The 25,005-nt window shown below is 68.2% G+C and carries 20 protein-coding genes, 1 tRNA gene and 1 other RNA gene; 12 read left to right on the forward strand and 10 right to left on the reverse strand.

The genetic code is table 11. The features are described 5' to 3' along the window. The 5 genes from N2652_07265 to rsmB form a co-directional block, all read right to left on the reverse strand. Positions 1 to 184 (reverse strand): type I restriction-modification system subunit M N-terminal domain-containing protein (locus N2652_07265; protein MCX7818987.1); only part of this gene is annotated, 184 nt, incomplete at its 3' end. Positions 185 to 248: 64 nt separating this feature from the next. Next, positions 249 to 325 (reverse strand) — tRNA-Pro (locus tag N2652_07270). A 38-nt stretch (positions 326 to 363) separates the two neighbouring features. Then, positions 364 to 1,047, reverse strand: coding sequence for an HAD family hydrolase (locus N2652_07275; GenBank protein ID MCX7818988.1), 684 nt, complete (start codon positions 1,045 to 1,047; stop codon positions 364 to 366). Beyond that, entirely contained in the window at positions 1,044 to 1,391 is a 348-nt protein-coding gene (locus tag N2652_07280) for a hypothetical protein (GenBank protein ID MCX7818989.1), read from the reverse strand. The genes N2652_07275 and N2652_07280 overlap by 4 nt, the downstream gene beginning before the upstream one ends. Positions 1,392 to 1,533: 142 nt before the next feature. After that, complete coding sequence (gene rsmB / locus N2652_07285; GenBank protein MCX7818990.1) at positions 1,534 to 2,778, reverse strand: 16S rRNA (cytosine(967)-C(5))-methyltransferase RsmB; 1,245 nt, start codon at positions 2,776 to 2,778, stop codon at positions 1,534 to 1,536. A 158-nt stretch (positions 2,779 to 2,936) separates the two neighbouring features. Here rsmB and N2652_07290 point away from each other — a divergent pair, with 158 nt between their 5' ends. Both N2652_07290 and N2652_07295 read left to right on the forward strand, forming a co-directional pair. Further along, positions 2,937 to 4,748, forward strand: coding sequence for a response regulator (locus N2652_07290; GenBank protein MCX7818991.1), 1,812 nt, complete (start codon positions 2,937 to 2,939; stop codon positions 4,746 to 4,748). Then, positions 4,720 to 5,112, forward strand: coding sequence for an Hpt domain-containing protein (locus N2652_07295; protein ID MCX7818992.1), 393 nt, complete (start codon positions 4,720 to 4,722; stop codon positions 5,110 to 5,112). Before N2652_07290 ends, N2652_07295 begins: the two co-directional genes overlap by 29 nt. Positions 5,113 to 5,149: 37 nt before the next feature. Here the strand turns inward: N2652_07295 and N2652_07300 are convergent, their stop codons facing one another. Beyond that, entirely contained in the window at positions 5,150 to 6,040 is an 891-nt protein-coding gene (locus N2652_07300) for a glycoside hydrolase family 16 protein (GenBank protein MCX7818993.1), read from the reverse strand. 156 nt (positions 6,041 to 6,196) lie between these two features. Here N2652_07300 and N2652_07305 point away from each other — a divergent pair, with 156 nt between their 5' ends. Beyond that, the gene (locus N2652_07305) at positions 6,197 to 7,108 is read left to right on the forward strand and encodes a prenyltransferase (protein MCX7818994.1); all 912 of its coding nucleotides are present in this window, start codon (positions 6,197 to 6,199) and stop codon (positions 7,106 to 7,108) included. 33 nt (positions 7,109 to 7,141) lie between these two features. Here the strand turns inward: N2652_07305 and ssrA are convergent. Both ssrA and lhgO read right to left on the reverse strand, forming a co-directional pair. Further along, positions 7,142 to 7,491: a transfer-messenger RNA gene (gene ssrA / locus N2652_07310) on the reverse strand. A 107-nt stretch (positions 7,492 to 7,598) separates the two neighbouring features. Further along, positions 7,599 to 8,804, reverse strand: coding sequence for an L-2-hydroxyglutarate oxidase (gene lhgO / locus N2652_07315; protein ID MCX7818995.1), 1,206 nt, complete (start codon positions 8,802 to 8,804; stop codon positions 7,599 to 7,601). A 155-nt stretch (positions 8,805 to 8,959) separates the two neighbouring features. On the opposite strand from lhgO, the gene N2652_07320 reads away from it, so the two are divergent. The 4 genes from N2652_07320 to N2652_07335 all read left to right on the forward strand — a co-directional run bounded on the left by N2652_07320 (position 8,960) and on the right by N2652_07335 (position 16,018). Continuing rightward, entirely contained in the window at positions 8,960 to 10,690 is a 1,731-nt protein-coding gene (locus N2652_07320) for an arylsulfatase (GenBank protein MCX7818996.1), read from the forward strand. A 96-nt stretch (positions 10,691 to 10,786) separates the two neighbouring features. Continuing rightward, on the forward strand, positions 10,787 to 12,370 hold the full coding sequence (locus N2652_07325; GenBank protein ID MCX7818997.1) for a DUF1549 and DUF1553 domain-containing protein: 1,584 nt from the start codon (positions 10,787 to 10,789) through the stop codon (positions 12,368 to 12,370). A 69-nt stretch (positions 12,371 to 12,439) separates the two neighbouring features. After that, complete coding sequence (locus tag N2652_07330) at positions 12,440 to 13,744, forward strand: DUF1501 domain-containing protein (protein ID MCX7818998.1); 1,305 nt, start codon at positions 12,440 to 12,442, stop codon at positions 13,742 to 13,744. Between the two features lie 21 nt (positions 13,745 to 13,765). Next, the gene (locus N2652_07335) at positions 13,766 to 16,018 is read left to right on the forward strand and encodes a PPC domain-containing protein (GenBank protein MCX7818999.1); all 2,253 of its coding nucleotides are present in this window, start codon (positions 13,766 to 13,768) and stop codon (positions 16,016 to 16,018) included. Between the two features lie 205 nt (positions 16,019 to 16,223). Here N2652_07335 and N2652_07340 read toward each other — a convergent pair whose 3' ends face one another. Continuing rightward, positions 16,224 to 17,138 (reverse strand): PmoA family protein, encoded by a 915-nt coding sequence (locus N2652_07340; GenBank protein ID MCX7819000.1) that lies wholly within the window; start codon positions 17,136 to 17,138, stop codon positions 16,224 to 16,226. A gap of 309 nt (positions 17,139 to 17,447) precedes the next feature. Here N2652_07340 and N2652_07345 point away from each other — a divergent pair, with 309 nt between their 5' ends. Together N2652_07345 and N2652_07350 are read left to right on the forward strand one after the other, a co-directional pair. Next, positions 17,448 to 17,609, forward strand: a complete 162-nt coding sequence (locus N2652_07345) for a hypothetical protein (protein ID MCX7819001.1) — start codon at positions 17,448 to 17,450, stop codon at positions 17,607 to 17,609. Positions 17,610 to 18,360: 751 nt separating this feature from the next. Next, entirely contained in the window at positions 18,361 to 18,627 is a 267-nt protein-coding gene (locus tag N2652_07350) for a hypothetical protein (GenBank protein MCX7819002.1), read from the forward strand. Positions 18,628 to 18,716: 89 nt separating this feature from the next. Here the strand turns inward: N2652_07350 and N2652_07355 are convergent, their stop codons facing one another. After that, entirely contained in the window at positions 18,717 to 19,175 is a 459-nt protein-coding gene (locus N2652_07355; protein MCX7819003.1) for a hypothetical protein, read from the reverse strand. Between the two features lie 187 nt (positions 19,176 to 19,362). Between N2652_07355 and N2652_07360 the strand changes: the two genes are divergently transcribed. From N2652_07360 to N2652_07370, 3 genes are read left to right on the forward strand one after another with little or no spacing between them, the layout of a single operon-like run. Continuing rightward, positions 19,363 to 20,814 carry a hypothetical protein gene (locus N2652_07360; GenBank protein MCX7819004.1) on the forward strand — a complete coding sequence of 484 codons (1,452 nt, stop codon included), beginning with the start codon at positions 19,363 to 19,365 and terminating at the stop codon, positions 20,812 to 20,814. Continuing rightward, positions 20,814 to 23,162: an ammonia-forming cytochrome c nitrite reductase subunit c552 gene (locus N2652_07365; protein ID MCX7819005.1), complete on the forward strand. Its 2,349-nt coding sequence runs from the start codon at positions 20,814 to 20,816 to the stop codon at positions 23,160 to 23,162. The genes N2652_07360 and N2652_07365 overlap by 1 nt, the downstream gene beginning before the upstream one ends. Beyond that, positions 23,159 to 24,901 carry a bifunctional chorismate-binding protein/class IV aminotransferase gene (locus N2652_07370; protein MCX7819006.1) on the forward strand — a complete coding sequence of 581 codons (1,743 nt, stop codon included), beginning with the start codon at positions 23,159 to 23,161 and terminating at the stop codon, positions 24,899 to 24,901. Before N2652_07365 ends, N2652_07370 begins: the two co-directional genes overlap by 4 nt. The last annotated feature ends 104 nt before the right edge of the window (positions 24,902 to 25,005 follow it).

Raw genomic sequence — 25,005 nt, forward strand, 5'->3', positions numbered from 1 at the left:
GGTAATCCTCAAATGCGTCGGAAATGTATTTGAGGAAGATGAGGCCGAGCACGACGTGCTTGTAGTCGGCGGCGTCCATCGCACCGCGCAGCGCATCGGCCATGCGCCAGAGCTCCGCTTCGAATCCGGTGGTCGCACCGCTCGCGGAGCCGTTCCTCTCTGCTTTCAAACGACGTGGTGGCATCGCCCATCTCCGCCGGTTGTGATGCGCTGGGACGCTCACCGGCCCCCCCGCTTTCGCGCTGACATGGTCGGGGCGGTGGGATTTGAACCCACGACTCACAGCTCCCAAAGCTGTCGCGCTACCGGGCTGCGCCACGCCCCGACCCGCCCCATTCTAGCACAGGAACTGCGCAGCCGCGCTCAGATGCCGAGCTCGCGCAGCGTCCGCACCACCGGCCAGCCGGTCGCCGCCAGCCGTGCCGCGCTCTGATGCCCCGCCAAAACCAGCCGGCATTGTGCACCCATCGCCCGCGCGATCGCCGCGTCGTGCGTCGTGTCGCCAATCACCAGCACCTCGCACCCCCGCCAACCGGCCGCTCGAAACCACTCGAGCGCCCGCTCGCCCTTGCCGGCCGCGTAGATGTCATGGGCACCGACAATCGCCTCCATGTACCGATCCAGCCCAAAATGTCGCAGCAGCTGGCGGAGCGTGTCCTCGCGATAGGCCGAAATCACCGTCTGCCCGATGCCGCGCCGCGCAAGCCGCGTGATCGCCGCGCGCGCGCCGCGCCGCAGCCGGCACTCCAACTTCCGCCGCTCATACTCCTCGATGAACTCCGCGCCGACGCGCTCAAACGGCGTGCGCGCAAAGTCAAAGCCGAGCCGCCGATAGTAGTCGCGCACCGGAAAATCAAACGTCGCGGCATAGCGCTCGGGCGTGAGGCCGGGCAGTCCGTAGCGCCGCAGCAGGCGATCCATGATCTCCACGCACAGCCACGCGTCGTCGAACAGCGTCCCGTTCCAGTCCCACACCACATGCCGGACACTCTGCAGCACTTCCGCACACGCGGCCGAGGAGGGCGGACGGGGCACCGTGGCGCTCACCGCTCGAACACGCCCGCCGCCGACGCCCGTCCGCAGTACATGCAGATCGGACGGCCGCGCGTCATCGGGCGATGACCATGCGGGCATTCGCGCACCGGCGCCGCGCCGACGCGCCCGTTCGCGCGACCATCGTGCAGATCAATCTCCATCACCCGCCGGAACAGGTCCTCGTCGGTGTAGCCGTGCGGCTCCTTCCAGAAGGTCCACAGCGCCTCGCAAATCCTCAGCAGCCGCTCGATCTCGAACCGCCAGGGCTCCGGCGCCGCTGTCGGCCAGGCAGCGGGAAGCTCCGCCGACGACCCGGCGCCTTCGTCGAGCCGCTCTTGCAGCAGCGGGAACAGCATCGCGAACTCCTTTCGTTCGGCCGGCCGTCGGCGTGCGGCCGCGGGCTGGGCCGGCCACCACATTCTAGCCGGACACGAGAGCGTTGCGAGGGCCCACTCGCCGTCGCACCGCAGTTCCAGCACCGCGACGAGCGGAGGCTCTTCAACCGCGGCGGACGAGCAACGCGGCGTATGCGCCGTCGGTCGCCGTATCGGTCGGCACCAGTAGCCGCTCCGCGACGAGCACGAAGTCCGGCCGCCGGCCGAGGAACGCGACGATCTGCCGGTTGTTTTCTTCCGGCTCGAGGCTGCAGGTGCTGTAGACGAGCCGGCCACCGCCACGCACACGCGGTGCCAGCGCGTCGAGCAGCGCGGCCTGCAGACGGCACAGACGCTCCAGACGTTCCGGCGAGAAGGTCCAGCGCGCGTCGGGGCGGCGGCGGATCACACCGGTGTTCGTACAGGGGGCATCGAGCAGGATCGCGTCGAACTGCGCGGGCTGATCGGGGCCGGGGGTCCAGGTCGCCGCGTCCGCGCGCACGATCTCGACGCGCTCAAGGTGCAGGCGCTGCAGGTTTTCGCGCAGCCGGTCGAGACGGTCCTCGTGCAGCTCGAGCGCGATCAGCCGTCCGCGGCCGTTCATCCGCTCCGCGAGCAGCGCGGTCTTCCCGCCGGGGGCGGCGCACGCGTCGAGCACCGTTTCGCCCGGCTGCGGTGCGAGCAGTTCCGGCGCCACGGTGGTGGAGGGATCCTGGAGGTAGATAAGGCCCTCCTGAAACAGCGGCAGCGACGCCGGCCGAATCCCGTGGCCGAGCTCGACGAATCGGTCCGGCGCATATGGGTGCGGCTCGGCGGTGCAGCCGCGCTCACGCAGCTGCGCGACGTAGTGCTCCACGGGCGGGGCGCCGGGGCGCAGCCGCACGCACACGCGCGCGGGCTGATTGTTCCACTCGCAGAGGCGGTGCGCGCGCAGCGCGCCGAGTTCCCGCTCCCAGCGTTCCACCAGCAACGGCGGATGGGACAAGCGCACCGAGGGTGGCATGCGGCGCAGCCGCAGCAAAATCTCGCTGCGGTTCCGCTGCGCGCGGCGGAGCACCGCGTTGACCAGTCGCACGGCCCAGCCCAGACCCAGCTCGCGCGCGGCCTCCACCGTCTCGTGCACCGCCGCGTGGTCGGGCATGCGGTCCATGAAAAAGAGCTGGACCAGCCCGATGTGCAGCAGCGCGCGCAGCGGCGGAGCGGGCCGATCCTTCAGGTGCGTGCGCAGGATCCAATCGAGCGTTTCGCGCCGGCGCACCGCGGCGAACACCAGCTCCTGCACCTCCGGGCGGCGGTCCGCGACGCTCTCGAGCAGTCGGTTAGGGAACGCCCCGCTGCGGAGCCATCGCGCGAGCATGCGCGCGGCCACCGCACGGACGGAGTCGGCAACGGGCGACGGGGATTCTGGGGAGCGTGCATGCACGCGCGAGAGTATTCGAGCCGAGCGGGCGGGCCGCAAGCGGCATCGCGGCTTGTGCAGTACCGGGCCTGCGGGTAAAAGAGGACGGCCCGGACGGAGCCGCACGGATGACCGGAATCGCCACAGCTGTGCTTGCAGCGGCAGCCTTTCTGGCGGGATGGGCGGCCGGCTGTTTTCGCCGGCGACGCGAGCTGGAGCAGCGCAGCGCCGAACTGGAGAAGCTGCGGAAGGAGGCGGAGGCCGCGACCGCGGAGGCGCGCCGGCTCGCGGAGGAGGCGCAGCAGGCGAATCGTGCGAAGAGCGAATTCCTCGCGAACATGAGCCACGAGATCCGGACCCCGATGAACGCGATCATCGGGCTCACCGGCCTTTTGGAGCAGACGCCGCTGACCTCGGAGCAGCGAGACTATGTGCGCACGATCAGCGCCAGCAGCGAGTCGCTGCTGACCCTGATCAACGACATTCTCGATTTTTCGAAGATCGAGGCTGGTAAGATCGGCATCCACCGGGAACCGTTCGACCTGGTGCGGATGGTGGAGGGCGTGCTGGATTTGCTGGCCGGCGCAGCCTCCTCGAAGCAGCTCGAGATGGTGGCGCACGTCGCGGACGAACTGTCGACGATGGTGGTCGGCGACGAGGGGCGGGTGCGGCAGGTGCTGATCAACCTGGTCTCGAACGCGGTGAAGTTCACCGAGCGCGGCGAGGTGGTGGTGACGGTGCGGCCGGCGGAGGGCGCGGCGGAGGGGCGCATCCGGTTCGAGGTGCGCGACACCGGCATCGGCATCCCGCAGGAACAACGAGAGCGGTTGTTCCGCGCATTCTCGCAGCTGGACAGCTCGCTCACGCGCCGGCAGGGGGGCACAGGGCTGGGGCTGGCGATCTCGCGGCGGCTGGTGGAACTGATGAACGGCGAGATCGGCGTGGAAAGCGAACCGGGCCACGGCTCGACGTTTTGGTTCGAAATCCCGCTGTCCCCGGCGCCAGATCAGGAACGGCCAGCGCCGCTGGATCTCAGCGTGCTGCGGGGTCTGCGAGTGCTGATTGTGGACGACAACGCGACGAACCGGCTGATCCTGGAGCGCCAGGTCGAGGTCTGGGGTATGCGGTCAGAGACGGCGGTGGACGGGGTGGAGGGGCTGGACCGTCTGATCCGCGCGGCGGAGGCCGGCCAACCGTTTCAGATTCTGCTCACCGACATGATGATGCCGCGCATGGACGGCGCCGAGCTGGTACGGCGGATGAAGGAGGATCCGCGCCTTCGGGACGTACGGGCGGTGCTGATGACCTCGATTGGGCGGTCGGTGGTCACCGACCGCATCCGCGACGCGGGCCTGGCGGAATGCCTCACCAAGCCTGTGAAGCGAACGGTGCTGGCGGAGCTGCTGACGCGCCTGGCCACCGAAACGCCGGCGCCGGCCGCCGGACCACCCCCGCCACCGCCACGGCCGCGGCCGCGGCACGGCCGGTTGCTGGTGGTGGAAGACAACCCGGTGAACCGCAAGGTGCTGCTGCGGCAGCTCGAACGGCTCGGCTACCGGGCAGACGCGGTCGCGGACGGCATGGAGGCCCTGGTGGTGTTGCGGGCGGTGCCGTACGACGCGGTCTTGATGGACTGCCAGATGCCGGAGATGGATGGCTACGAGGCGACACGCCGGATCCGCGAAATGGAGGCGCGCCGGCGCGAGCAGGTCGAGCGAATGCTGCCCGGCATCAGCGTGGGCGCGCCGGCGCGAACGATCATCATCGCGATCACCGCCCACGCGATGCAGGGCGACCGGGAAAAATGCATTGAGGCGGGCATGGACGACTACATCGCCAAACCGGTTCGGCCGGAGGAGCTGCAGGCCGTGCTGGAGCGCTGGTTAGGTCAGCCCGGTGGGGAACCCGAACATGACCGAGCCGACACCCTCCGCACCTGAGTTGTGGGCCCACGAAGGCATCGCGTATTGGCGAGATCTGATTCCGGATATTGAAACACGAGCGGCGCCATTTCGGGTCTCCGAGCCGGCGACCGACGCGGAGATCCGCGAGATTTTCTGTGATCATCTGGCCGAGCAGCTGGGCGCCGCTCGCAACGCCTGCGCCGCGCACGATGCGGAGGCGGTGCGTGCGCTCGGGCACTCGCTACAAGGGGCGGGCGGAACGGTTGGCCTGGCGGCAGTCTCGGTGGTGGGTCTGGAGCTGTGCAGCGCCGCTCGGGCGGGCGAGTGGGATCGCTGCAGCGCGCTGCTGGAGCGGTTGCAGCAGTGGCTGACCGCGGCGCGCCGCGGCCCAGGTCCGTGACGGAAGCACCCTCCTGCCGGCCGGCGAGGGGGCGTTCTCAGCGGCCGGTGGGCGTTTCTTCGGTGGGCGGCGCGTACACTCGCACGTAGTCGCAGAACATGTGCGCTGGCGTTTCGACCCGCATTGGGCGATTCGGACCGCGCGGGTCGGGCAGTAGGGCCAGACAGATGAACAGCGGAACCTGCGCGACGCCGCGGCCGGTGCGCCAGCTTTCGCGGCCGTCCACGAAGAACACGTATTCCCGCTGGGTCCAGAGAAGACCGTAGGTGTGGAATCCGCCGCCGCCATGGTCTGCGGGGGGCGGCGTCAACACACCAACGCCGGCGGGAGGCGGCGCATTGGACACGACACGCACGACGCCGTCGCGGTTCGTGGTCAGATACGGGAACCCCTCGGGTGCGTTCCAGTAGACCGCGTGACCAAACGAGCGCTCGGCGAGGTCGGCGGTGATGCGGCTGAGGATCTGCACCTCTGCGCCGGCCGCGTCAGGGCGGTCTATTGGCTCGCCGAGTGTCGGGCTCATCAGCCAGAATGCGGCGCGCCACCCGCGCGCGGGTGGTGTGGCGAGTCGGGCTTCGAAATAGCCGTAGCGTCGGCGGTAGACGGCCTGACTGGACACCCATCCGAACAGGAAATCGCGCTCGTCTCGAATCGCGCTGAGCACCAGATTGCTGCCGTCATGCCCCACCGCCTGGCGCGAGGCCCTCGCCCAACTCTGGCGGTCGGGCGGGACAAACACTGACCAGCGGTCGGAGGAGATCGGCACATCGAACTCGTCGTGCCACTCCAGCGTGTAGCCCGGCGGCAGAGGAGCGGAGGGACGCGGCGCATTGGTGCTGGCCACAGCGGCCGCGATGCCGGCGAGCACAACGGCGCCCACTCCAACGTGGCGTCGCGTCGGCCCGAAGTTCGTCCGTGCGAAGTTCATCTCGCCCAGCATACTGGGCTGCGGCGCGCCGGCAACTGCCGCCGCTCTCCCTCCGCCCAGCCTCTTGACGGCTCGGTCGCTTCTCGTCACGCTGAATGGACCCGAGCGCGCCCGACTTCGGACGACGCCGGACGGCTGATGTGGAGAGAACCCCAGATGAAGGGACGACCCGGATGGGTGATGCGGCTGTGGGTTGCCTGCCGGCCGTGGAGTGCGCCGATTTCGACGATCCCCGTGTTGCTGGGCGTGGCCGGCGCGGTGGTGGTGGCCGGGGCTCCGATGCGCTGGGGCCGGCTGGTGTTGACGCTGCTAGGTTCATGGTTCGCGCACGCCTCCGCGAACCTCTGGAGCGATCTGGCAGACTTCCGCCGCGGTCTTGACCGGGTCGCGCTGCCGGTCAGCGGCGCGCTGGTACGCGGCTGGCTGAACGAGCAGCAGACGTTTGCGATGGCGGTCACCACGCTGCTGCTGGCCGGCGTCTGCGGCCTCGCACTGGCGGCGCTGGCAGGGCCGGTGCCGCTGTGGATCGCGGCGGCGGGATTTCCTCTGGCGCTGGCCTACCCGTGGCTGAAACGCATTGCGGCGGGCGACGCGGCGGTGTTTGCGGCGTTCGGTCCGCTGATTTCCGCGGGCGCCTGGAGCGTGATGACCGGCCGATTTTCCTGGGTTCCCGTCCTCTGGGCGGCGCCGTTCGGCCTGCTGGTCATCGCAGTGCTACACGCGAACAACTGGCGGGACGAGGAGAATGACCGGTCACTCGGCGTGCTCACCGTCGCGGGTGCACTGGGGCCGGAGGGTTCTCGACGGTATTTCGGCGTGCTGGTCTTCGGAGCGTTCGTGTTGACGGCCGCGCTGATCGTGGTTCCCCGCTGGGTACCGGCACTGCGCACGGCGGCGATGCCGTGGACGGCCGGACTGGTGTTCGCGGCACTGCCGAAGGCACTCGTCCTGTGGCGGCACGCCCGCGCCGCACCGCGGCCCACGACGCTGGACGGGGAAACGGCGGCGTTCATGTTGCCCTTCGGCGTGATGAACGTGGTGGGGCTGCTTTTGGCGGCCTGGTTCTGACCGCCGGCGCATGTCCTGAAGAGCGCCGCCAGATGGTGGAGGCGGGGGGGATCGAACCCCCGTCCGCACGAGTGTCCTCCCGGCTTCTACGCGCGTAGTCGTTCTTTCGGTCTCGCCCTTCGCGCTGCCGAACGACAGGCCACGCGAAGCGCCAGCGGCCACGTGGAAGTCTCGCTCCTCCCCCCGGCCACCCGGGCTCGGAGCCAGCCTGCTCAACCGTTCGACCCGCTCAGCAGGCGTCGGCGGCGAACGTCGCGGACTTAGGCCGCGAGAGCCATCTCAGCGTTGGCTGTTGTGTGTGTCCCGGATGATTAACGAGGCCAACCGGGATCCTCGGCGCGCAACCGGAACTCCACTTCGCACGTCGAAACCGCGTCGCCCCCACGGCAACATCTCCGCGGCCGCTCGCGCGAGCGGGCCGGTTCCACGGCTCAACTCTACATCCGCAGCGGTCCCCTAGCAAGCGGCCCGCACCCTCCTCGCCCGGTGTTCAGCCGAAATTTTCCAGCGCATAGCGGGCAATGCTGCGACCGATCGCGATCGAGGCGGTCGCCGCCGGAGAGGGCGCGTTCAGCACGTGGACCATCCGGGGCGCTTGCACGATGCGAAAGTCATCCACCAATGAGCCGTCGCGCGCGACCGCCTGCGCGCGGACGCCCGCCCCCCCAGGCGCCAGGTCATCGTCCCGGATCTCGGGCACCAGGCGCCGGAGTGCCTCCGCAAAACGGTGGCGGCTGAGCGAGCGGCGGAACTCGTCCAGCCCCATGCGCCAGTGCCGCGCGGCCATTCGCCAGAACCCCCCATACGTGGCCAGCTCCGCCAGGTCCAGCAGCGATACGTCGCTGCGCCGATAACCCTCTCGCCGGAACGCGAGCACCGCGTTCGGCCCCGCCTCGACCTCGCCGGTGATGCGTCGGGTGAAATGAACGCCCAGAAACGGGAACCGCGGGTCCGGCACCGGATAGATCAGGTTGCGAACCAGCCAGCGGCGCTCCGGCCGGATCGTGTAGTACTCGCCCCGAAACGGCACGATCGCGACGTCCGGCTCCACGCCGCACCGCCGTGCGACGCGATCGGAGTGCAGCCCCGCGCAGTTCACGAGGCCACGCACATACAACCGCTCCCGCGGTGTGTGCACGATCAGTCCGCTGCTTTCCGGCCGCGCCGCGAGGAACGGCGTACCCAACCGCACCGCGCCACCGCGCTCGCGCACTTCGTCGGCCATCGCGCGGCAGACCTCGCGGAAATCCACGATCCCGGTCTGCGGCACATGGAGGCCATCCACGCCGGCCGCGTGCGGCTCGATCGCACGGATCTCGGCAGGGCTCAGACGCCGAAGACCCGTCAGGCCGTTCGCCCGGCCGCGCCGTTCCAGCTCGTCCAGCCGGGCGCGGTCGCGCTCGTCAGTCGCGACGACGATCTTGCCGCACCGCTCGCACGGAATGCCGCGCCGTGCACAGAACTCGAACATCGCCTCGCGCCCGGCCGCACACAGCCTCGCCTTCAGCGAACCGGGCCGGTAATAGAGGCCCGAATGGATCACACCGCTGTTGCGCCCCGTTTGGTGCGCGGCAAGCTCCGTTTCCTTTTCCAACACCAGCACCCGGCGCCCGGCCTCCCCCAGCGCCATCGCGGTCGCAAGGCCGACGATGCCGCCGCCGACCACCACCACGTCGAACGTTTCGACTCCGCTCATTCGCTCGAGGATCCGCCGGCGCTGGACCCGTTCGCGCGCCGGCGCGCGAACTCTACCTGATCCGCCCCCACCGGAGCCACTCGGTTACGGCGCTGCGTGCTGCTAGTATGCGCGGCTAGCAGGCGGGACGCTCCCGCACGCTCGGAGGTTCGCCGATGAAGTCGGCCGGCATTCTCGGCGCGCTGCTCGCGGCGCTCGGTGCCATCGCCGCGCCCCGCCCAAACGTCGTGATCATCCTCACCGACGACCTGGGCTATGGCGATCTGGGCTGCCATGGGAATCCGATGATCCGCACTCCGAACCTCGACCGACTCCACGCCGAGAGCGTCCGGTTCACCGACTTCCACGTGGATCCGACCTGCTCCCCCACCCGCGCGGCGCTGATGACCGGCCGCTACTCCACGCGCGTCGGCGTCTGGCACACTGTGATGGGCCGATCACTGATGTTCCGCGACGAGACGACGATCGCGGAGGTCTTCGCCGCGCACGGCTACCGGACCGCCTGCATCGGAAAGTGGCACCTTGGCGACAACTACCCCATGCGCCCGCAGGATCGCGGCTTTCACGAGACGCTGATCCACGGCGGCGGAGGCATTGGCCAGACGCCGGACTGGTGGGGCAACGATTACGTCGACGACCACTACCTGCACAACGGCGAGTGGCGTGCGTTCAGAGGCTACTGCACGGACGTGTTCTTCGATGCGGCGATCGCCTTTATAGAGCGCCACCGCGACCGGCCGTTTTTCCTCTATCTGGCGCCAAACGTACCGCACTCGCCGTACCGCGCACCGGAGGCTTACCGGCGCGCCTGTGCAGATCGCGGCGTGCCACCGCCGATGGACGCCTTTTACGGCATGATCGAGCATCTCGACGAGGCGATCGGCCGGCTGCGCGAGCGTCTCCGCTCGCTGGGTGTTGCGGACAACACGATCCTGATGTTTCTGAGCGACAACGGCACTGCGGCGGGGATGCGACACGGGTCAGGTCGACCCGGCGAGTGGACCGGCTTCAACGCCGGCATGCGCGGCCAGAAGGGCAGCGCCTACGAGGGCGGCCACCGCGTGCCGTGTTTTCTGCACTGGCCCGCGGGCGGCCTCGCGGGCGGGCGGGACGTGCGCCAGTTGGCGGCGCACTTCGACTTGCTGCCGACCCTGGTCGAGCTGTGCGGTTTGAGCTGGTCGTCGCCCCGACCGCTGGATGGCCGCAGTCTGGTGCCACTGCTGCGCGGTCGGGAGGCGGAGTGGCCGGACCGAACACTCTTTGTGCACGTGCAGCGGGAGGAGATTCCGCCAAAATGGCGGGCGAGCGCGGTGATGACGCAGCGCTGGCGACTGGTGGACGGTCGAGAGCTTTACGACATCACCGCCGACGCCGCCCAGCAGCGCGACGTCGCGGCGCAATATCCGGCAGTCGTCGACGAGCTTCGGGCGCGGTACGAGGCGTGGTGGGCAACACTGGAGCCGGTGTTCGACCGCTATGCGTGCATCGTCGTCGGTGCTGACACGGAAAACCCCTGCCGCCTGACCTGCATGGATTGGCACGCGCCCAGCCTCGACGAGGTGCCTTGGGATCAGTCCCAAGTTGCGCGGCTGCCGCGCGCGAACGGGTGGTGGATGATCGAGGTCGCGCGGGCCGGCCGCTATCGTGTGACGCTGCGACATCAGCCCGCGACGGCACCCCGGCGGCTGGAGGCGCGCGTCGCGAGGGTGCGAGCGGGGGCGATCGAGGCGTCCCGGCAGGTTCCGGACGGTGCTGACGCGGTCGCGTTTGAGCTGGACCTCCCCGCCGGCCAGATGCGGCTACAGACCTGGCTGGAGGATCCTGCCAGCGGCGCTTCGCGCGGCGCGTTCTTCGTGGATGTGGAGCGACTGAACGACGGCCGATGAACGCCCCCGCACAAACGGGGGGAGAAAACACCCCCAGGAGGCCGGCAAATCAAACCTCTTGCGGCACAATATCGGCCGATGCCGCCCGTTTTTTCTATGGTGACACTGCAAACCGCCAACGTGTTCGCGGCCTTCGCGTTCGTGGCCGGCTCAGTGCTCGCCGCGGAGGGGCCGTCGGAGGTGTTTGACGGCGGGCCGGCCCGCCCGCGGGGGCGGATTGACGAGCTGGTGTGGGCGCGGCTGACGGAGCTGAAGATCCTGCCCGCCCGCGATTGTTCGGACAGCGTCTTTGTTCGCCGGGCGTACCTGGACATCATCGGGACGCTGCCGACCGAGCCGGAGGTGAGCAGGTTCCTGCGCGACCCTGCGCCCGACCGGCGGGCGAAGCTGATTGACGCGCTGCTGGAGCGCGAGGAGTTCGCTGACTATTGGGCGATGAAGTGGTGCGACCTGCTGCGCGTAAAGGCGGAGTTTCCGGTGAACCTCTGGCCGAACGGGGTGCAGGCGTACCACCGCTGGATCAGGGATTCAATTCGTCAGAACCTCCCCTATGATCGGTTCGCCCGCGCGCTGCTGACCAGCAGCGGCAGCAACTTCCGCGATCCGCCGGTGAACTTCTACCGCGCCGCGCAGGGAGGCGACCCCGTCGCGGTCGCGCAGTCGGTCGCGCTGACCTTCATGGGGGTGCGGCCGGACCGGCTGCCGCCGAGGACGCTGGCGGGCCTCGCCGCGTTTTTCACCAAGGTCGAGTTCAAGGGCACCGGCGAATGGAAGGAGTCGATCCTCGTCTTCAACCCTGCCCGGACGTGCACGAACCCGGCGGTCGCGCCCGCGCCGGTGTTCCCTGACGGGTCGCCCGCGCGCATCGCCCCAGGCCAGGATCCGCGCGTGGTGTTTGCGGACTGGCTCGTTCGGGCTGAGAACCCATGGTTTGCACGTGCGATCGCGAACCGCGTGTGGGCCTGGCTGCTTGGGCGCGGCATCGTGCACGAGCCGGACGATTTCCGCCAGGACAACCCGCCGTCCAACCCTGCGCTGCTGGAGTACCTCTCGCGGCGGCTTGCCGAGCTGAACTGGGACCTCAAGGGGCTGATGCGCGAGATTCTCAACTCGCAGACCTATCAGTTCTCCCCCATCCCCGCCGCCGAGCACCCGCAGGCGGCCGCGCAGTTCGCGTACTATCCGATGCGGCGGCTGGAAGCGGAGGTGTTGATGGACGCGCTGTGTATGATCACGGGCACCACCGAGGAGTACCAGAGCCCGATTCCGGAACCATTCACCTGGGTCCCCCGCAACGTTCGGACAATCCAACTGGCGGACGGGAGCATCACGAGCCCGTTTCTGGAGATGTTCGGCCGGCCGCCGCGTGACACGGGGCTGGAGTCTGAGCGCAGCAACCGCATCACCCCCGACCAGCGGTTGCATCTGCTCAACTCCACGCACATTCGCCGCAAGATCGAGCAGGGGCCGAAACTGGCGCCGATTTATGCGATGGTGAACAATCAGCCCGCGGAGATGGTCCGCCGAATCTACCTGACAATCCTCTCCCGCGAACCGACGCCGGCGGAGCGCCAGCGGATCGAGGCATATGCACGCTCCGGCGCCGCCCGCGGTCGCGAGCTGGCGGTGGATCTGGTATGGGCGCTCATCAACAGCTCGGAGTTTCTCTACCGGCACTGAGATGAACCGACTGGCTCCCAACCCCGACAGGAGGACCCATCCGTGAACACCCCGCATGGCCCACTGACCATGAACCGGCGCGAAGCGCTGAAAACCACACTGGTCGCCTCCGCCGGCTGGTGGCTGACGAACCGCGCGATCGCGGCGCCCGCCATCCCGACCGGCCGGGCAAAAGCGGTGATTCAAATCTGGATGTGGGGCGGCCCCTGCCACATCGACACGTTCGACCCGAAACCGAACGCCGGCCACGACTACTGCGGCGATCTGGACAAGGACATTCCGACGAACGTGGACGGCATTCGGATCAACGCGAACCTGCCGTTGCTGGCGAAACAGGCGGACAAGTTTTCGATCATCCGCAGCCTCACGCACGGCAACAACGCGCACGAGACCGCATCGTACATCGTGCAGACCGGTCGCAAAGCGGGCGACGGCCAGGTGTGGCCCAGCGCGGGCGCAGTCGTCTCCTACTTCAAGGGGTACAACGGCGGCTACAAGGGGCTGATTCCGCCCTACGTCGTGCTGACGCGTCCGCAGGGCCGCTTCTCGGAAGCCGGTTTTCTTGGCAACCGCTACAAGCCGTTTGCGACCGGCGGCGACCCGGCGAGCCGGACCCGGTTCGTCGTGGAGGGGGTAGTGGCGGAGGGGATCACCGAGGAGCGTCAGCGGGCGCGGCGGGACCTGATGCTGGGGCTCGACCAGCTGCGCGCGCGCCGACGGGAAGACCCGGCGGTCGCCGAGCTGGAGCGCGCAGATGCGCAAGCCTACGACCTGATTCTCGGTGACGCGGGCAAGGTGTTTGACCTGAGCGAGGAGAAAGAGGAGCTGCGCGAACGGTACGGCCGTACCCGCTTCGGCCAGTCCTGCCTGGTCGCGCGCCGCCTGGTCGAACGCGGCGTGCCGTACGTGACCATCAACTATGAGGGCTGGGACACGCACAAGCTGCACTTCCAGGCAATGCGCCGGATGTTGCCGGATCTCGACCGCGGCATGGCCACGTTGATCGAGGACCTGCACCAGCGTGGGCTGCTGGACTCCACGATCATCTGGTGGAGTGGCGAGTTTGGACGCACGCCGCGCGTGCAGTGGGAACCGCCCTGGAATGGCGGCCGCAACCATTTCGGCCGGGTCTTCTGCGCGGTGGTCGCCGGTGGCGGCTTCAAGGGCGGCCGCGTGGTCGGCAAAACCGACGAAAAAGGCGAGAACCTCGTGGAGCGGCCGGTGTATCCCTGGGATCTGCTCGGCACAATGTACGCGCTGCTGGGGATTGACGGCGCGGCGAAACTGCCGCACCCGCAGGGCAAGCCCGTCACCGTCAGCCCGCAGCCGGACGAGGGTTACGAGAGCGGCGGGCTGCTGACCGAGCTGGTGTAGCCCGCGCGGAGGTCTTGCACGATGACCTCGGCGGTTCCATTGCAGATCGGGCGTGCACGAACGCCCCTGGCGGCCGTGCTGGCGGTCGCCACCGCCACCGCGCAGGTGCGCGAGCCGCACGCGGGCTACATCTTCCCGGCCGGCGGCATGCGAGGCACCACTTTCGAGGCTGTCCTCGGCGGGCAGTACATCGAGGGGGCAACGAATTTGCTCGTCAGCGGCGGCGGCGTATCGGCGCAGATTCTGCGGCACGTGCGGCTGCTCGCGCCGCAGCAGCTGAACGGGATTCGAAACAACTTCGAGAAGTACATCCAGCTCGTCGACATGGGGCGCACAAATGCGCAGCGGAAGGCGGAGGCCGAAGAGCTGAAACAGCGCCTGATCGCGCAGTTGCGCGAAATCGGCATCGACGAATTCAGCATGCGGGCGCTGCAGGAGTACCGCCGCATGATGAGCGATCCGAAGCGCCAGGTGAACCCGGCGATTTCGGAGTACGTGAAACTGCGGATCACGATCGCGCCCGACGCCACGCCGGGCGACCGGGAGGTCCGGATGATCGGCGCGCTCGGCATGACCAACCCGCTGCGGTTCCAGGTGGGCGTGCTGCCGGAAAAAACTGAAAAGGAGCCGAACGACACCGGCCCGAACGTCGTCGCTGGTGAGCTGCCGTTGGTGCTGAACGGCCAAATCATGCCGGGCGACGTGGACCGCTTCCGCATTCGCGCCCGCAAGGGGGAACGTCTGGTCGCCTGGGCCCAGGCCCGCGCGCTGATCCCCTACCTAGCCGACGCAGTCCCCGGGTGGTTTCAGGCGGTGCTCTCGCTGCGCGACCTCGAGGGGCGCGAGCTCGCGTACTGCGACGACAACCGCTTCGATCCCGACCCCGTCATCTCCGTCGAGATCCCGGCCGACGGCGAGTACGACCTCGAAATCCGCGACGCGATCTACCGCGGTCGCGAGGACTTCGTCTACCGGATTGCGGTGGGCCGCATCCCGTACATCCAGGGGATCTACCCGCTGGGTGGCCCGCTCGGCCGGCCGACGACCGTTCAGCTGACCGGCTGGAACCTGCCGAATTCCGCGATCCCGTTCACCCCCGCCGCAGCGGGCGTTCAGAAAGTCGCCGTGCGGGCCGGCGAGCTCCTCTCGAACTGGCAGCCGTTCCTGGCCGACACCTGGCCGGAACTGTATGAGCGCGAACCCAACGATGACAGTGCGCGCGCCACCGCGGTCGTCGCGCCGGTGATCGCGAACGGCCGCATCGGCGCCCCCGGCGACCGCGACGTGTATCGGTTCGAAGCCAGCGCCGGCGTGAAGGTCGTTGCCGAGGTCTTCGCGCGCCGCCTGAATTCGCCACTCGATTCCCTGCTGCGGATCGCCGACGCGGCCGGCCGCGAAATCGCGGCAAACGACGACTTCAATGACAAGGGCGCAGGTCTGGTCACTCACCAGGCGGACTCTCGCATCGAGGTGACGATGCCGAGCAATGGTGTCTACACCGTCACGGTCGCCGACGCCCAGGGCAAGGGCGGCCCCGATTACGCCTATCGGCTGCGCTTGGGCGTGCCTCGGCCGGACTTCGAGCTGAGAGTCGTGCCCGCCACCGTGAATGTTCGACCGGGCCAGACCGTCGCGCTCACCGTGCACGTGTTGCGGCGCGATGGTTTTGACGGCCCGGTCGAGCTCCGGTTGACGAGTCCGACGAACGGCTGGTCGCTGACCGGCGCTCGGATCCCGGCCGGCGCCGATCATGTTCGGGTGACACTCACCGGCCCCGCGACCGCGCGCGGCACCGAACCGGTGGCGCTGAAGATGGAAGGTGTCGCCACTATCAGTGGGCGCGAGGTGCGGCGGGCTGCGACGCCGGCGGACGATCTGATGCAAGCGTTTTTCTACCGGCATCTGGTCCCCGCGGAGTCATGGCTAGCATGGACGGTATCGTCGCGGTTTGGCCCGATGCCACCTGTCCAGCTCGTCGGTGCAACTCCGGTGCGGCTGAGCCCGGGTGCGACCGCCTCCGTCCGTGTCCGGGTCCCCATGGGCGCGGGTCGACGCCGGTTCCAGCTGGACCTTAGCGACCCGCCCGAGGGGATCGGGTTGGACAAGGCCAACTGGAGCAGTGACCAGGTGGAGCTGCTGTTCAAAGCCGATCCGGAAAAGGCGAAGGCCGGCACGAGCGGGAATTTGATCGTGGAGATTCTTGCGGACGCGGGCGGTCGGCGCGTGCCGGTGGGGGTATTGCCCGCGATTCCTTTTGAAATTGTCCGCAACTAGGGACTTTCGGGCGCGCTTCCCTGCAGAGACGGCGCGGATGGGTGTTCCGGACGGAGTGGAAGCCGTCCCTCCAAGGTGACGGGTTCCTCCGCAATCTTCGGCGCAAATGGAGGGCCAGGTTCCACCCCGGCTGATGGATGGAGGGAGGGAGACTTCGGGGGTTTCGCGGACGGCGTGGAAGCCGTCCCTCCAGGGTGACGGGATCCTACTGGCTCCCTCGTCGGACCGATGGTTCGGCATCCCGCGGCAAGTCGGCGAACCAGCGCCATACTTCCTCAAGTCGTGACGGCGCTGGCATGCCCGAGTGCACGTAGAGTCCGTACCGCAAGCGCAGCGGCGGCTCTTCGCGCACCACCAGCGGCCCTCGCAGCGTAAGGCATGGTCCCATCCACCCATCATCCCGCACATGAAAGGGTGTTGGATGGTTCGGATTCTCGGGGTGATCGAGCAAGGTCAACCCCTCCACAATGCCGGGTGCAACCGGACCGGTGTAATCCACCCACTTCGCGGGACGCCGGAAGACGCCGGCTTCGTTGACGCCGCCTTCGGAATTGCGAATGGTCCCTCCCCCATCCTTCACGCCGAGGGTCTTCGCCACCCGCACTCCGAGGATGCCAAACGGTGTGGCACCAAGTTCAACCTCACCGGCGACCGCCCGCAGCTCAACGTCGAGCAAGAGAAGCCACTCGCGATTCGGCATCGCGCGTACCGCGATCCGGCGCCGCTCGAGCAGAATCGGCGCGCCGTTGGTGCCCAGCCACTCATTTTGGCAGAGCACCGCGGCCTCTTCCGCCCCGTCCGTCAAACGCTCGATCCGCCGGTGCGCGATCCGCGCCGGCCCGGGGCGGTCCTCCCAAAAGTTCACCCCCTCCACCGACTGGTGTGAGATCCAAACGGAGTTGTGATGCCCATGGCTCTCCGGATCGTGGGGATGTCCCATGCGCGTAAGGACGCGCCCCGCCGGGCCGATGACTGGAAACACGAACGGGCGGCGGAGCTCCGGCCCGAAGTGATAACGGGCGATCTCCAAACCGTCTCGCTGAAAAGAAATCTGATGGTAGGGCTGCGGGACCGCCTGCAGCGCCGGTACTACCGCCGTCGCCCCAGTCGCAAGGGCCATGAGCGCGACCTCGAGGGCCGCAAGACTAACAAGCGGACCAGGGATCTCGTGCTTCATCGGCTCCACTCGTCCAGGCCTCGGCCGCCCTCTGTGGGCCCACACCCCGCGCCCGGACGCAAGGTAAACTCATCGCAGAATTGTCACGGCGTGTAAACGTCTGCTCCGGCGCGCCCGCGGCCTCCAGTGTTTTTCCTCGCTCAACCATTGGGCAAGCTCTTGACGCCGGACCGCCGGTGAATATCATAGACGGCCGAATTGCTGCTATGGGCGCAAAGTTCCGACCCAAAGGCAGCATGGAGGACAAACAGAATGAAGACGATTGCGAAGGCACTCGCGCTGGTGGCGGCGATCGGCGTTGTGACCGCGATGGCGGACGCTGGCTGCGCGAAGAAGGAGGAGAAGAAGGAAGCTCCTGCGCAGACGAACGCCCCCGCGGAGAAGGCCCAGAGCCAGACCGGCGCGAACCAGTGACGTAGGCGGGGCCCGCGCGGTTCGCGCGGGAGACCGACGTTGTGAGCCCGTCGTCCTCTGGACGGCGGGCTCATTTCGTTTCCTCACCCGCTTTCCCGGTGGCCACCGGAGACTTTCGAGCCCGACCTACTTTTGCACGCCGCCGTCCAGAGTTCTCCGCCCGCCTTGTGGCCGGGCGGCCAACGATCACCACCTGAAACCGCCGATTTACAATGACAACTCGGGAGACGGCGAAGTGCTGCGTCATGACGCGGGAGCAGGAAGGACCGGGCGTCTCCTGCCGCACCTCTCACGAGGTCGTGGTCTGCCGCGGCACGCCCCCGGGTCAAGTTGACGTTCACCAGCCGCGCCGGCGGTGGTCGGATCCGACAGTGGACCGTCGACGCCCACCTGGAACCGCCGGAGGCTGGCCACGGCTCTCACGTGGAGGTCGAGAAGTTCCGCTGGAAGACATCCCCGTCCGCAATCCTAGCGCTGGCGATTGTCGACACGGATCTCGGCGGATGGGCGGAAGTGCTGTGCCGCCTAGTGGAGACCGACTACTTTCCGGAAACGTATCGAGGCCACGATGAGGTGTTCCGCGCGGTTGTTTCACCTCTCCGCATGACTCGGTTGACCAACCGACCCGCGCAGCCGTGGTACGGACGGATCACTGCGCCGCTGGTTCGGGCGTATGTGGGGCGGAAACGGGCCGTCCGGGTGCGCGTGGGGCCCGATGTCGGTCTTTGGAGGTCTTCTCGGAGCGTTGTCGGTGCCCGCGATCCCCGTCGAGGCCGTGGTCGACCGGATCCGGTCGCGACGGCTCGGCGAGGTGTTCTGGTTCGCAATGGTCTACCCATGGACGATCATGGTCACGATGGTCTCCTACCTCTCCTCGCTGCGCTGGCTGGCATGCGCGACGTATTTCCGCACACGGGTAGCGGGATTTCCAAGGCTGCCAGCATCGGGAGCTGGCAGAGGATCGCAACACGGGCACCGCAACGACACCAGCGACAGCAGCGAGGGGGAGACCGGCTGATCGCGGGTGCGACGCCAGAGACTCAACTGCGACAACGCGACCAGGACTCGGCGGCGACCCGGCGCTCATTCCTGAGGAGCCAGGGCGTCCTAACGTCGGACCCACACCTGAGTGTGGGGGGACTGCCCCTCGACAACCTCCAACACAAGCCGGTCGTTGGATTCCAAGCGGCCAATCTTCACCACATCATAGTTTTTGGATGGGTGATTCACATAAAGAATATGCTCTTCGACACGGACGCGCCCGTCCGGCGCAATCGCCGCTTCGGTCGGCACGGGGTACACGACCGGGTTCTTTGGATCCTGCCTGAATCCCTCGACCCGCGTGGTGCCGGCGTAGAGGCGACCATCCCACTTCAGCGTCATCGTCTCGGTTTTCCACGTCCAGGTGCCCTCGAGCGGGGCGGCGCGGTCGCGGTCATCGCGCTGGTCCGGCGGCGGAGACTCGTCGTCCCACGGCGCCTCGCAACTGGCAAGCAGCGCACCGACCGCGATCGCGAAGAACAGCTGGAAGGTGTCACGACGACTGGCTCTTCGGTGGTGGTGCATGGGCTGTTGTGGTTTTCTTCGTTCCGATTAGATCGCGCACATTGCTAGCGGGAGACGTCGAGGCGGTCAACTCGAACCACAAACCGCTACGATCGCTCGTCGGCGAGCCCGATCCTACGGAGCGGCCGACGCTTGGCGGGAACCCCCTCATACGATATCGTGCGCGCGACAACAGGAGTTGTCCGTCATGAACTCGAGCACCCGCACTCCGGCCGCGATCGAGGCCCTCTACCAGACCCGTCTCCGGCGCTATGTCACCGCGTTGCGCAACGAGAAGCCCGACTGTGTGCCGGTCCGCCCCTTTGCGGCGGAAATGACCGCGGTGCACTGCGGCTACACCTGCCAGGAGGTCACCCACGACTACCGGCTCGCGTTCGAAGCGGTGATCCGCTGCTGCAAGGACTATGACTGGGACGCCGCGGTCGCGAACATGGTGTACGTCTGGACCGGGCTCAGCCAGGCGCTCGGCCTCACCTACTACGGGATTCCCGGCCTCGACGTGCCACCGGACACCGGCTTCCAATACCGAGAACCGGATGCGGAACATGCGTTCATGCGCGCCGACGAATACGACGCGCTGATCGCAGACCCCTGCGCGTTTCTCTATGAAACCTGGCTGCCCCGCGTTTCGAACGCGATCGCGGGACCCGACCGGCCGAACACGGCGCGCAGCATGCAGGCGCTGGTGAAGGGGGCGATGGCGATGCTCTCCTATTTCTCCGCGTTCGGTCCGCAGGTACAGCGCATGCGCACCGAATGCGGCACAGTTTCTGCGATCGCAGGTATTCTGAAGGCACCCATGGACATCCTCGCGGACAAGCTCCGCGGGTACCTCGGGCTTGCGGAGGATCTGATCGAACGTCCCGCGAAGGTGAAAGCCGCTTGCGAGGCGCTGATGCCGCATCTGTTTCACGTGGCGCTGACCTCCTCCGACCCCTCGGGGTTGGTGCCGATCGGGTTCTGGATGCATCGTGGTTGTGTGCCGTTCGTTTCGATGAACGACTTCGAGACGATCTTCTGGCCGACGCTGCGTCCGATCATCACGGAGCTCTGGCGGCACGGACGTCAGACGATGTTCTATGCGGAGGGCAACTGGGATGCGCACCTGGACCGGTTCGCGGAGCTGCCCGAACGCAGCATCATCTACCACGTGGACCGCGGCGACCTGCGCCTGGCCCACCGGAAACTGCACCACAAGTTTGCGCTCAGCGGCGGCATTCCGAACTTCTTGCTGGCGTACGGCACGCCCGAACAGGTTCGCGCCTGTGTGCGCGATGCGATCCGAGATGTCGGCGCGGACGGCGGGTACATCGTGGACGCGTGCGCGATCATGCAGAACGAGGTGCGACCCGAAAACGTGCGGGCGATGACGGAGGCCGCGCGCGAGTTCGGAGTCTACAGCGGAGCGCCGACCGGTGACCTGCCCGTGCGACCGCCGGCCGACGGCGCCGAACGCCCGCCGCCCGCGCCCGAGCTGGCAGTGCCGCGCGTGCCACCGCCCGGCGTCTGCCGGACCTGGGACCAGGTTGCGCCCGAAATGCCCCCCGTCACCGGCGACGCAGACCTCGTGCGCCGCATCTGGACGGAGGTCGAGGGGTTCGCACACATGTTCATCTGGCAGGTGCTACTCTCCTTCTGATGATGGTGCCGGTCCGGTGTTGGCGGAGCGCGGCGGCGATCGGTGCGATCGGGGCGGCCGCAGCGGGGGGCGAGGTCCCCCTGAGCGCGATCTTCACCGGTTCCTCCGCCTGCCGCGACTGCCACCCGCGCTTCTACGAGCTCTGGGAGTCGTCGCACCACGGTCGCGCGATGCAGCCGGTCGGCGCGGTGCTTGCGCGCGGCGAATTGACCCCGCACGAAACACCGCTCGAGATCCCGCCGTACCGCTACCAGATGAGGCTGGAGGGCAATCGCGCTGACATGCTGGAAGAAGGGCCGGAGGGGCGAAAGACCTACCCGGTGCTGTACACGCTGGGCGGAAAAAACGTGTTCTACTTCCTCACGCTGCTGGACGGCGGACGCCTGCAGGTGATGCCGGTCGCCTACGACGTGGTCGGCCGGCGCTGGATCGACACCACTGGCAGCATGGTGCGCCACGCGGAAGGTCTGAACGACGAGGCGCTGTACTGGAAGGAACGGCCACTGACGTTCAACACCTCCTGCTTTGACTGCCACGTCAGCCAGATGTCCCGCGGCTACGACCCGGCGACCGACTCCTACCGCACCACCTGGAACGAGCCCGGCATCAACTGTGAGGTCTGCCACGGCCCCGGCGCTGAACACGTCCGCCGCTTCCGCGAAGCGCAGCAGCGCGGCGAACCGCCGCCCACGAACCTGTTTCTGATCCGAATGAAGGACCTCACGCCGCAGCAGCGCAACGACGCTTGTTCGCCCTGCCACGCAAAAATGCGGCCGCTGACGCCGCAGTACATCCCTGGCCAACGGTTTTGGGACCACTACGACCTGGTCACCTGGGAACACCCGGACTACTACCCTGACGGGCGCGACCTCGGCGAAAACTACACCCTGGGCTCCTGGTTGATGAGCCCCTGCGCGCGCAAGGGGGGCATGGACTGTCTCCACTGCCACACGTCCAGCGGCCGCTACCGCTTTCGCGGAGAAACCGCCAATCACGCCTGTCTGCCCTGCCACCGCGAGCGAGTGGAGAACGCAGCGGCACATACCCACCATCCCGTCGGCAGCAAGGGCAACGAGTGTGTGTCCTGCCACATGCCGATGACGTGGTTCGCCCAAATGCGCCGCAGCGATCATTCGATGCGCCCTCCCGCACCGGCCGCAACGATCGCGTTCGGCTCGCCGAACGCCTGCAACCTCTGCCACTCGAACCAGACGCCCCAGTGGGCCGACACGAAGGTGCGGGAGTGGCGCACGCGTGATTACCAGGCGCCGGTGCTCGCGCTCGGCCGGCTTGTGCAAGCGGCCCGTTCCAACGACTGGTCGCGGCTGCCGGCGATCCTCGAGTATCTGGGCCGACCCGATGCGGAAGTGATGGCCGCCGCCTCGTTGCTGCGCCTGCTGGCGGACTGCCCCGACCCGCGCGCCGCAGCGGCCGCCCGCCAGCGCCTTGCCATCGACCCCTCACCCCTGGTGCGCGCGGCCGCGACCGAACTGCTCGGACGACAGCGCGACGCTCCCCCCAATCGTGCCGCGCTGTTCGCCGGCTGCCGTGACGAGGCGCGCCTGGTGCGCATCCGCAGCGCGCTGGCTCTGTCCGGCGCGGTCGGACCAGCCGATCCCGAACCCGACCGCACCGCCTGGTCGGCCGCCATCGCGGAATACCGTGCCTCGCTCGACTGTCGGCCGGACGACTGGGCCTCGCACTACAACCTCGGCAATCTCCATCTCGACCAGGGCGACCCGCGCGCGGCGGTCGCCGCGTTCGCTGCCGCGGTGCGGATCGCCCCCGAACAACCCATGGCCTGGGTGAACGGTGCGATCGCGCACGCCCGCGCGGGCGACCTGGCACAAAGCGAGCAATGGCTCCGCCGTGCGCTTGCGATCGCGCCTACCAACGCGGTGGCAAACTTCAACCTCGCTCTCGCCGTCGCGGAGCGCGGCCGCCTCGACGAGGCCGAAACGCTGCTGCGCCGCGCGCTGGCCAGCGATCCACGCATGGCCGAGGCCGCGTACAACCTCGGGGTGCTGCTCGGGCGCCGATCGCCGGCGGAAGCCATCGAGTGGACCGCGCGGGCGGTTCGTTTTCGTCCGGCCGACCCGCGGTATCGCTGGACACATGCGTTCTACCTGCACCGCGCCGGGCGAATCGCGGAGGCGCGCGCGGAGCTTGAAGACCTGATGCAGCGGCGCCCGGTCTTTCCGGACGCGGTGATCCTGCTCGGCGAAATCTACGAAACCGAGGGCCGCGCGGCGGACGCGCGCAAGATCTACGAACTGGCGCTCCAAGACCCGGCACTCCCGTCCGACGCAGTACGCACGATCCGCGCCCGCCTTCGCGCGATGCGATGAGACGCCGCTCGGCCGTTGTCCCCATTCGCTTCCGAGACCCCGACCGCGGCGTCGAGTGGCGATTCTGGGCCACGGATGTGTTGTGCGCGAACCGACTTGCCGACGTGTTTCCGCTGCTGGAGGAGGTGGCCGCCGCGACGCGACGGGGCTGGTGGGCGGCGGGTTTTCTCGCGTACGACGCCGCGCCCGCCCTCGACCCGGCGATGCGGGTTCGCGGCGGCTGGCGCGGGCCGCTGGCGTGGTTCGCGCTGGCCCACGCCCCGCGCACCACTCCCGCCCTGCCCCCCGCGCGACCGCCCGCACCGCCGCGCGTGCAGTGGCACCCCCGGCCGGGTTCACTGACGTTTCGCGCCGCGGTCGCGGAAATCCGCCGCCGCATCGCCGCCGGTCGCGTGTACCAGATCAACTACACGATTCGTTGGTGCGCACGGCTGGCACCGCATATCGCACCCCGCTGGTTCGCCGCGCTGCTGGCAGCTCAGCCGCGCTCGTTTGCGGCGCTCATCCGGACCGCCACATGGACAGTCTTGTCGGTCTCACCGGAACTGTTTTTCCGGTTGGAAGGCACCCACATCGAAAGCCGGCCGATGAAAGGCACACGCCCCCGCGCGCCGGACGCGGCCGGTGACCAGCAACGCCGTTGGGAACTGGCCGCCTCGCCGAAAGACCGCGCCGAGAACGTGATGATCCTCGACATGGTCCGCAACGACCTCGGCCGAATCGCGCGGCCCGGCAGCGTGACGGTGCCCGCACTATGGACGGTCGAGCGGCATCCCACCGTCTGGCAGATGACGTCCACCGCCGCGGCGAAAACCGATGCGCCGTTGCCGGAGATCTTCCGCGCGCTGTTCCCGGCCGCCTCGATCACCGGCGCCCCGAAAATCGAGGCGATGCGCACCATCGCGGAGCTCGAACGCGCACCGCGTGGCCTCTACACCGGCGCCATCGGCGTGGTCGCACCGCGCCGCCGCGCCGTCTTCAGCGTCGCCATCCGTACCATCTGGCACGCTCACCACCGCGCAAGCGCCCGGTATGGCGCCGGCTGCGGAATCGTCTGGGACTCCGAGCCGCACCGGGAGTGGCGTGAGGCGGCCGACAAGACCCGCGTGCTCCAGCACCGATGGCCCCGCTTCGATCTGCTAGAGACCCTTTTGTGGCGGCCGAACCACGGCTACCGCTACCTGCGCGCCCACCTCGCGCGGCTTCGCGCCAGCGCTGAGTACTTCGAACGGCGCTTCGATCCGGCGGGCGTTCGTTCCTCGCTCGCCCGCGCAGTGCATGGCGCCGCCACCCCTCTGCGGGTACGGCTGCGGCTCGATCCGCAAGGACGCGCATCGGTCCAGGCAGAACCGTTACGCAACGGCCCCGCCGTTCGAATCGTTGGTCTCGCGCGCACCCCGGTGCGATCGGACGACCCGTTCCTACACCACAAAACCACCCACCGCGAAGTCTATGAGCGCGCGCGCCGGGAGCGGCCCGAGTGCGACGATGCGATCCTTGTGAACGAACGCGGCGAGATCACCGAGAGCACCATCGCCAATGTCGTGGTACGGCGAAACGGCGAGTGGTTGACGCCGGACGCCCGTTGCGGCCTGCTCCGAGGCATCCTTCGGGAAGTGCTTCTGGCGCAGGAACGAATCCGCGAAGCGGTGCTGCGGCCGGCCGACCTGCGCACCGCAGAACAGATCTGGCTGATCAACTCCGTTCGCGGCTGGATGCCGGCGCGCCTGCGCGATTGACCCCCGTTACTCCCGGTCACCCCGGAGGGACGGTCTGGCACCGGTATTGTCAGGTACCCCAGTCTGGGGCATGTTGTTCAGGTCCGACGAGGTGGTGTTCGCCA

This window comes from Kiritimatiellia bacterium, from assembly GCA_026417735.1.
Taxonomy (GTDB): Bacteria; Verrucomicrobiota; Kiritimatiellia; order PWTM01; family PWTM01; genus CAACVY01.

Coding starts and splice junctions, on each gene's coding strand:
- N2652_07340 (MCX7819000.1), bottom strand. CDS start 17,138: ATGGCCCTTGCGACTGGGGCGACGGCGGTAGTACCGGCGCTGCAGGCG.
- N2652_07325 (MCX7818997.1), top strand. CDS start 10,787: ATGGTGACACTGCAAACCGCCAACGTGTTCGCGGCCTTCGCGTTCGTG.
- N2652_07355 (MCX7819003.1), bottom strand. CDS start 19,175: ATGCACCACCACCGAAGAGCCAGTCGTCGTGACACCTTCCAGCTGTTC.
- N2652_07345 (MCX7819001.1), top strand. CDS start 17,448: ATGAAGACGATTGCGAAGGCACTCGCGCTGGTGGCGGCGATCGGCGTT.
- N2652_07370 (MCX7819006.1), top strand. CDS start 23,159: ATGAGACGCCGCTCGGCCGTTGTCCCCATTCGCTTCCGAGACCCCGAC.
- N2652_07330 (MCX7818998.1), top strand. CDS start 12,440: ATGAACCGGCGCGAAGCGCTGAAAACCACACTGGTCGCCTCCGCCGGC.
- N2652_07300 (MCX7818993.1), bottom strand. CDS start 6,040: ATGAACTTCGCACGGACGAACTTCGGGCCGACGCGACGCCACGTTGGA.
- N2652_07290 (MCX7818991.1), top strand. CDS start 2,937: ATGACCGGAATCGCCACAGCTGTGCTTGCAGCGGCAGCCTTTCTGGCG.
- N2652_07335 (MCX7818999.1), top strand. CDS start 13,766: ATGACCTCGGCGGTTCCATTGCAGATCGGGCGTGCACGAACGCCCCTG.
- lhgO (MCX7818995.1), bottom strand. CDS start 8,804: ATGAGCGGAGTCGAAACGTTCGACGTGGTGGTGGTCGGCGGCGGCATC.
- N2652_07365 (MCX7819005.1), top strand. CDS start 20,814: ATGATGGTGCCGGTCCGGTGTTGGCGGAGCGCGGCGGCGATCGGTGCG.
- N2652_07280 (MCX7818989.1), bottom strand. CDS start 1,391: ATGCTGTTCCCGCTGCTGCAAGAGCGGCTCGACGAAGGCGCCGGGTCG.
- N2652_07295 (MCX7818992.1), top strand. CDS start 4,720: ATGACCGAGCCGACACCCTCCGCACCTGAGTTGTGGGCCCACGAAGGC.
- N2652_07305 (MCX7818994.1), top strand. CDS start 6,197: ATGAAGGGACGACCCGGATGGGTGATGCGGCTGTGGGTTGCCTGCCGG.
- N2652_07360 (MCX7819004.1), top strand. CDS start 19,363: ATGAACTCGAGCACCCGCACTCCGGCCGCGATCGAGGCCCTCTACCAG.
- N2652_07320 (MCX7818996.1), top strand. CDS start 8,960: ATGAAGTCGGCCGGCATTCTCGGCGCGCTGCTCGCGGCGCTCGGTGCC.